Annotated in this window: 6 protein-coding genes; 1 reads left to right on the top strand and 5 read right to left on the bottom strand. The window is 64.2% G+C overall.

The window, feature by feature from the left end; all coding sequences use genetic code 11:
* Positions 1 to 177 precede the first annotated feature (177 nt).
* Complete coding sequence (locus AADJ04_RS17160) at positions 178 to 1,245, bottom strand: sodium-dependent bicarbonate transport family permease (protein WP_341240355.1); 1,068 nt, start codon at positions 1,243 to 1,245, stop codon at positions 178 to 180.
* A gap of 95 nt (positions 1,246 to 1,340) precedes the next feature.
* On the opposite strand from AADJ04_RS17160, the gene AADJ04_RS17155 reads away from it, so the two are divergent.
* On the top strand, positions 1,341 to 2,240 hold the full coding sequence (locus tag AADJ04_RS17155; RefSeq protein WP_341240354.1) for a LysR family transcriptional regulator: 900 nt from the start codon (positions 1,341 to 1,343) through the stop codon (positions 2,238 to 2,240).
* Positions 2,241 to 2,251: 11 nt separating this feature from the next.
* Here AADJ04_RS17155 and AADJ04_RS17150 read toward each other — a convergent pair whose 3' ends face one another.
* From AADJ04_RS17150 to AADJ04_RS17135, 4 genes are all read right to left on the bottom strand, one after another.
* Positions 2,252 to 4,006 carry a phosphoethanolamine--lipid A transferase gene (locus AADJ04_RS17150; RefSeq protein WP_341240353.1) on the bottom strand — a complete coding sequence of 585 codons (1,755 nt, stop codon included), beginning with the start codon at positions 4,004 to 4,006 and terminating at the stop codon, positions 2,252 to 2,254.
* A 43-nt stretch (positions 4,007 to 4,049) separates the two neighbouring features.
* The gene (locus AADJ04_RS17145; RefSeq protein ID WP_341240352.1) at positions 4,050 to 5,405 is read right to left on the bottom strand and encodes an HD domain-containing phosphohydrolase; all 1,356 of its coding nucleotides are present in this window, start codon (positions 5,403 to 5,405) and stop codon (positions 4,050 to 4,052) included.
* Between the two features lie 54 nt (positions 5,406 to 5,459).
* Positions 5,460 to 6,422, bottom strand: coding sequence for an ATP-binding protein (locus tag AADJ04_RS17140; RefSeq protein ID WP_341240351.1), 963 nt, complete (start codon positions 6,420 to 6,422; stop codon positions 5,460 to 5,462).
* The coding region (locus AADJ04_RS17135) for an HDOD domain-containing protein (protein WP_341240350.1) at positions 6,419 to 7,115 on the bottom strand (697 nt) is incomplete at its 5' end. The genes AADJ04_RS17135 and AADJ04_RS17140, both read right to left, overlap by 4 nt.

The raw sequence follows: 7,115 nt of genomic DNA, 5'->3' as shown, positions 1-7,115 counted from the left end.
ATGAGGGCCAGGGGGCGCAATTAAAGGGGCATCACTAGCATTCGCTAGAAGAGCCTGAAAATCGGCTCTAGCGCTCATGGGTAAAGCGCTAACAGCTATTTAATTGATAGCGGTACAGGTTGCCTCAGTCCGCCTCTCCACGAAAGCCGCCGGGCAAACTGCTCGGCTGCCCCATGCTCAACCACCCCACAGGCGCAACACCACCTGCGTGTACAGCGGAATGCCCACCAGGATGTTGAGCGGAAACGTCACCCCCAGCGACAGGCTGACGTACAGCGAAGGGTCAGCCTCAGGAATGGCGTAGCGCACCACGGCGGGCACGGCGATGTAAGACGCGCTGGCGGCCAGCACCATCAGCAGCGCCGCATCGCCTGCGGGCACCTGGGCCAGCCACGCCAGGGCCAGGGCCAGCCCGGCGTGCACCAGCGGCCCCAGCACGGCATAGGCCAGCAGCCACGGCGACTGCTTGCGCACGGCAGGCAGGTTGCGCGCTGTGGAAAGGCCCATGTCCAGCAGAAACAGGCAGAGCATGCCCTTGAACAGGTCGCCCGAAAACGGCTGCATGGCAGCCTTGCCCGCATCGCCCGTGACCAGGCCGATGACCATGGCGCCCAGCAACAGCAGTTGGGTGCCGTCGGTGAGGGATTCATGCAGGATCTTGCCCACCGACAGATGCGGCCCGGCCTTGCCCGCGGTGGCGGAGCCTGACGCACCCAGGCTGCCCGGGCCGGGCAGGGTGGCTGCACCGGAGGGTGACATGGCCACCATCTGCGCTGCATGGGTGGCGGGCACCGCCTGCCGCTGGCGCAGTGCGTTGGCCAGCATCACGGCCAGGATGATGGCGGGCGACTCCATCAGCGCCATGGCGGCGGCCATGTAGCCGCCATAGGGCACGGATTGCGATTCGAGGTATTGCGTGGCCGTCACAAACGTCACCGCGCTGACCGAGCCATAGGTGGCTGCCACCGCCGCGGCGTTGAAACCCGACAGCATTCGCCGCAGCAGCGCGTAACCCACCAGGGGCACCACCACGGCCAGCAGCACCGCCAGCCCCAGGCTGCTGGCCACGCTGGCGGTGAAGCCCGAGGCCGCCAGCGCAAAGCCGCCCTTCAGGCCCAACGCCATCAGCAGGTAAATCGACAAGAACTTCGAGATGGCCGCAGGCATTTCCAGGTTCGACCGCACCAGGCCCGCAAACACGCCCAGCGCAAAAAAAAGGACCGCAGGGTCCAGCAAACTTTGCATTCTTCTACTCCAAGGGGATGACTGGGGTGGATGCTAGAGAGGGCAGAGCGCAAAGTAAAATCGATTCGAATGCAATTATCTATAGATAAAAATCTATGAACATCACCTTTCGCCAACTGCGGCTGTTCCTGGCGCTGGGTGAAACCGGCAGCGTGAGCGCTGCCGCCAAGGTCATGCACGTGACCCAGCCTACGGCGTCGATGCAGCTGCGCGAGGTGACGCAGGTCGTGGGCGTGCCGCTGTACGAAGTGGTGTCGCGCCGCGTGTACCTGACCGAGGCCGGACAGGCCCTGGCCCGCACGGCGCGCGCCATTGCCGGGGAGTGGGATGCGTTTGAGCAAAGTATTTCGAGCGCCAAGGGCCTGACCAGCGGCCGGCTGAAGGTGGCGGTGGTGAGCACCGCCAAATACTTCGTGCCCCGCTTGCTGGGCAGCTTTTGCAAGCTGCACCCGCAAATCGACATTTCGCTGGAAGTGCTCAACCGCGACCATGTCATCACCCGCCTGCGCGCCAACCAGGACGATCTCTACGTGATGTCCATGCCCCCGGGGGATTTGCCGCTGGAGGACCAGATCCTCATGCCCAACCCGCTCGTGGTCATCGCCGCCGCAGGCCACCGGCTGGCCGCCAGGAAACGGGTGACGCTGGCGCAGTTGCAGGGCGAGCGGTTCATCTTGCGCGAGAAAGGCTCAGGCACCCGCATGGCTACCGATGCACATTTGCGCCAGCTGGGCTTTGTGCCCAGCACCGTGCTGGAGCTGGGCAGCAACGAGGCGATCAAGGAATCGGTAGAAGGGCAACTGGGCGTGTCCATCGTGTCCCGGCATGCGCTGGGGCCGCATTGGGATGGTCTGGCCATCCTGAACGTGCAGGGCTTTCCCATCCAGTCGCAGTGGCACCTGGTGTGGCCCAAGGGCAAGCGGCTGTCGCCCATTGCCGAGGTGTTTCGCGGCCACCTGATCGCCCAGGCCGCGGTGTGGATGCAGGGCCGCTGACGGGCGGCCGCTCAGCTCTTGGCTGGCGCGGGGGCCGCCTGCTTGGCGGCCACGGTCTTGCGGCAGGCGCTGAAGATGTCCAGCTCGGGCTGGTACGCGCCCGTCTTCACATCCAACAGACCCAGCACCGAGTGGAAGTAGTTGTCGTGTGTGATGCGCTGCTGGGCCAGTTCTTTTTGCAGGCAGGGTGTGGCCGTGCCCATGCGCGACTGCATCGCGGGCGAGAGCCAGGTGATCCATGGCACATGCTTTTGCACGTCAGGTGCGATGGAGTAGGGCAGGCCGTGCAGGTAGATGTTGTTCTCACCCAGCGATTCGCCATGGTCTGCTACATAAATCATAGCTGGTTGCGCTTGATTGGATTGCTTTCCAAGCCAGTTGAGCACTGAATCCAGAAAGTGGTCGGTTTCCACGATGCTGTTGTCGTAGGCGTTCACCACCTGCTGGCGGTCGCATTCCTGCAGCGCGTTGGATGTGCATTCGGGCAGGAACTTCTTGCGCTCCGGCGCTGAGCGCTTGGAGTAAGCAGGGCCGTGGCTGCCCATCTGGTGCAGCACCACCACAGTGCCGCGCTGGCGCTGCTCTGCGGGCAGGTCTGCCAGGCGCTGGTCCAGGCCCTTGAGCATGATGTTGTCCAGGCAGTCGCTGCCAGTGGGGCACAGTTCGGGGTCTTTCTGGGCCGAGGTGTTGGCGTTGGGAATGCGGTCGCAAGTGCCCTTGCAGCCCGATTGGTTGTCCACCCACAAAACGGCCAGGCCTGCGTGCTGCAGCACGTCCATCAGCCCTTCAAAGTTGGCGCGGCGCGCCTCGTAGCCATTGCGGCCCAGGTGCGAAAACATGCACGGCACCGAGGCCGCCGTGCTGGTGCCGCAAGCCCAGGCGTTGCCAGCGCTGATGAGGTCTGGCCGGGCCGCCAGCAGCGGGGTGGTGTCACGTTCGTAGCCGTTGATGCCAAAGTTGCCCGCGCGGCCGGTTTCGCCCAGCACCAGCACCAGCAGCGGCGGCTTGGACTGGCCTGCGTAGCTGGCACCCAGTTGGGCGTCGCGCCCCACGGGCAGGATGGTGCGCGTGTCCATGCGCAGTGGTTTGGTGGCAATGTTGCCCAGCGCATAGACGGTGTTGAGGGGATTGATCAGGTAGCGCAACTGGGTGTGGTTGCGCATGGTGGAGGCAAAGTCCTGGAACACCAGCAACACCGCACCCACGGCCACCAGCACGGCGGCGACGAAAAGCCCCGCGTTGTGCAGCGTGTGCCGCAGCGGTGCCACAGCGCGCACGGGTTGGCGAACCAGCCACGCCACTGGGGGCACGGCCAGGGCACCCACGGTCAGCGGCAGTTGCCAGTTCAGCAGGTCGCCCGCTTCCTTCACATCGGTTTGCAGCACATTGGTGAGCATGCTGGCGTCAATCGCAATGCCGTAGGCCAGCATGAAATAGGCGCCAAAGGCCGCCATCAGCACCAGCAGGCCAGCTGCGGGCTTGAGCGTCCAGCGCCAGGCCAGCAGGCTCAGCAAGGCGGCGTTGCCCGCAGTGACCAGCACCATGAAGGCCGCCAGGAAAGCCCAGCCGCGAACGCCGGTGTTACCGGGCAGGTGGAGCACTTCTCGCCACAGCGGCACATTGCACACCGCGGCCATCCAGACACTGATCCACAGCACGACCCAGGCGGGGTGCAAACCCTGCGCCGAGGGCTGTGATGTGGAAGAGGCGTGGGAAGCACCAAAAAATGGGGCGCGCGGCAGCAGCCGTTGCAGGATGAGGGGCATGCGGACGATTGTTGAAACCGCCACTTAACCCCACATTAAGAAACTACCCCGGCATGCGAATGTCCAGCGCCAGGTTCAATCCTTCGGCCATCGCGTATTTGCGAATGCGGCTGATCATGTCTGCGCTGAGCACATGCCCGGCAGACAGCAGCATCACCCCCTCTTTCGAAAGCAGATCCTTGCCCAGCACCATGCCGGGCTTGAGATGGTCGGTGCTGACGGGCTCGATGCGCACGGGCTTGGGCTTGACCTCTTGCGTGATGTGCAGGAAGACGTCCACCACCTCGGGGTCGAATTGCGTGCCGCGCCCGCGCTGCAAGATGGTGCGCGCTTCCGCTTCCGTGAGCGACGCGCCGGTGAGGTGCCCGTGCGTCATGTCGTCGTACGTATCCACCACCGCCAGGATGCGCGCGCCCCGCGGAATCTGCGTGCCCTGGAGTTGGTCCGGGTAGCCGGTGCCGTCAAAGCGCTCGTGGTGGGTGCGGATCAGCGTGGCCACGGTCTGGTGGTCGTCCAGCGCCATGAAGGCCTGCGCGCCCAGCACCGGGTGGCGCTGGTAGCTGGCCAGTTCTTCCGGGGTGAGCTTGCCCACGGGCTTGCTCATGATGGAGTCTGGCAAGGCCATGAAGCCCATGTCGTGCAGCAGCCCGGCCACAAAGATGTCCTGCACTTCGTCTTCGGGCAGACCCATGGTCACCGCCACCTTGCGTGCCAGGTTGGCGCAGCGCTTGCCATGCCCGGCCAGCACGCCGCTGCGCAGTTCCATCACGCTGGAAAAGATCTTGATGCTGGTGAGGTAGTTGCGCCGCAGTTGGTCGTTGGCCTGGCGCAGCTCGTTGGTGCGCTCTTGCACCCGCTGCTCCAGCCCGGTGTTCAGGGCTTTCAGCTCTTCGTTCTGCGCGCTCGTCAGGGCTTGCAGGCGGTTGCGTTCACGCTCCAGCTGCCTGCGCTCGGCCGCCTGGCGCACGGTCAGCCGCAGTTCGGTTTCGTCCCAGGGCTTGTGGATGTAGCGGTAAATCTGCCCTTCGTTGATGGCCGCGACTGTGGCCTTCATGTCGGCATAGCCCGTCAGCAGAATGCGCGCGGTGGCGGGCCAGCGGGCTCGCACCTGGGCCAGCAGGGCGGCACCGTCCATGCCCGGCATGCGCATGTCGCTCACCACCACGTCCACGGGCTGTTGCTCCAGCACGGCAATGGCTTGCGCGCCGCTGCCGGCTTGCAGCACCTTGCAGTCTTCGGCCCGCAGCACGCGCTTGAGGGCTGACAGGATGCTGGGCTCATCGTCCACGCACAGCACGGTCCACGGCTCAGTCGGTGGGATTGGTGGTGGGGCGGGCGGCCGGCTGGGCGCTGGCGCCGCAGCCTTGGCGGGGATCGGTGGGGTGTTGTCGGTGTCCATGGCTGCAAAAAGGGTGCGGGGCTGGGCGGTACTGGCAAAGACGCTGAACTGCCGTCAGGCGGCTGGCTGTGTGGCTGCTTCTTCGTGCTGGATGGGCAGCGTGACCCTGAAACGGGTGCCCACCCCCAATTCGCTGTGCACCTCCATGCGCCCACTGTGCTTTTGCACGATACCGTAAGACAGTGACAGGCCGAGGCCCGTGCCTTTGCCCACCGGCTTGGTGGTGAAGAAGGGGTCAAAAATACGCTGCAGGTTTTCTTGTGCAATGCCTGCGCCAGTGTCGGCCACCTCCACCCACACATTGCGGCCCTCGACTCCGGTGCTGATGGTGATGGTGCCGCGCTCAGCCGTGATGGCGTGGGCTGCGTTGACCAACAGGTTCATGAACACCTGGTTCAGCTCCGAGGGCAGGCACTGAACTTCGGGCAGCGCGCCGTAGTGCTTGACCACGTCGGCCTTGTACTTGATCTCGTTGTTGACGATGTTGAGTGTGGAGTCGATGCCCGCGTGCAGGTCCACGCTTTCCCATTCCTGGCGTGCATCCACGCGTGAAAAATCTTTCAGGTCCTGCACGATTTTGCGCACGCGCTGGATGCCATCGCGCGACTCGCGCATCAGGTTGGGAATGTCCTCTTTCAGGTAGTCAATGTCCAGATCTGCCTTGAGGCTGCGGATGCGTGCCAGTGCTGCGCCGTCGCTCACGCTCGCCTCGGCCTGCTCGTAGGCGTCCAGCATCTGGAAGAGGTCTTCCAGGTACTGCTCCAGGGTGCCGAAGTTCGAGAAGATGAAGCCGATGGGGTTGTTGATCTCATGTGCCACACCTGCTGCCAACTGCCCGATGGAGGCCAGCTTTTCCGACTGGATGAGCTTGCTCTGTGCATCAGACAGCTTGGAGTTCACCTCCTTCAAGTCCCGGTTGGCCTTGATCAGCTCGCCCACGATGGCGCGGATCTGCACGTCTGACATCTCGGCCAGCGTCAATTCCTGGGGCAGGGGGGGTAGTCCGGTGTGGGTCATGGGGCCTCCTTGGCGGGCTTCAGCACGGCATACAGATCGTTGAATTCGCTTTCAATGCTGGCCAGCAGCGCTGGTAGTTCGCTCTCTTGCAGGCCAAGTCGCGCCCACGCTGCGGGGTTGATTCCGGGCACAGCCTCGTTGGGGGCATCGGCCAGGTCCAGTGCGTGGGTGATGGCGTCGGCCACGTGAACGATGTCAATCAGCGTCAGTGCGCCCGAAGGCGGTGGGTGGTCGTGGCCAGCGATGGCATCGGTCACATCGCTGGTAAACCGCCAGTGGCGGCACACCCAGGACCCCAGTTCTGTGTGGTCAATACCCAGCAGCATGTACTCAGCATCGCAGTGGGGCGTGTCACTGGCCTCTGCCCAGGCGATGACCTGCGCGGCTTCCAGGGGGTGGTGGCTGTCTACCACCAGTCGGCCCACGTCGTGCAGCAGGCCTGCGGTGAAAGCTGCTTGCTCATCCAGGCCCGTGCGTTTGGCCAGTTGGCGGGCTGCGGTGGCGCAGCCAATCGAATGCCGCCAGAACGCATTCATGTGCAAGGACTGGCCGTGCAGCTTTTCGAACTGCAGGGTCAGCGCCGCGGCGATGACCAGGCTGCTGAGCTGGCGCATTCCCAAAATATTGATCGCATCACGAATGGAACGCACCCGGCCGGACAACCCGTAGAACGGAGAGTTCGCCAGATGCAGC

The sequence above is a fragment of the uncultured Acidovorax sp. genome, assembly GCF_964021665.1.
GTDB classification, from domain to species: Bacteria; Pseudomonadota; Gammaproteobacteria; order Burkholderiales; family Burkholderiaceae_C; genus Acidovorax; species Acidovorax temperans.
Note: the sequence above shows the minus strand (reverse complement) of the source record. Positions and strands in the feature narration are given on the sequence as shown.

Excerpts from the sequence above, each read along its gene's own strand:
- AADJ04_RS17160 (WP_341240355.1), bottom strand. The coding sequence starts at position 1,245 with ATGCAAAGTTTGCTGGACCCTGCGGTCCTTTTTTTTGCGCTGGGCGTG.
- AADJ04_RS17155 (WP_341240354.1), top strand. The coding sequence starts at position 1,341 with ATGAACATCACCTTTCGCCAACTGCGGCTGTTCCTGGCGCTGGGTGAA.
- AADJ04_RS17150 (WP_341240353.1), bottom strand. The coding sequence starts at position 4,006 with ATGCCCCTCATCCTGCAACGGCTGCTGCCGCGCGCCCCATTTTTTGGT.
- AADJ04_RS17145 (WP_341240352.1), bottom strand. The coding sequence starts at position 5,405 with ATGGACACCGACAACACCCCACCGATCCCCGCCAAGGCTGCGGCGCCA.
- AADJ04_RS17140 (WP_341240351.1), bottom strand. The coding sequence starts at position 6,422 with ATGACCCACACCGGACTACCCCCCCTGCCCCAGGAATTGACGCTGGCC.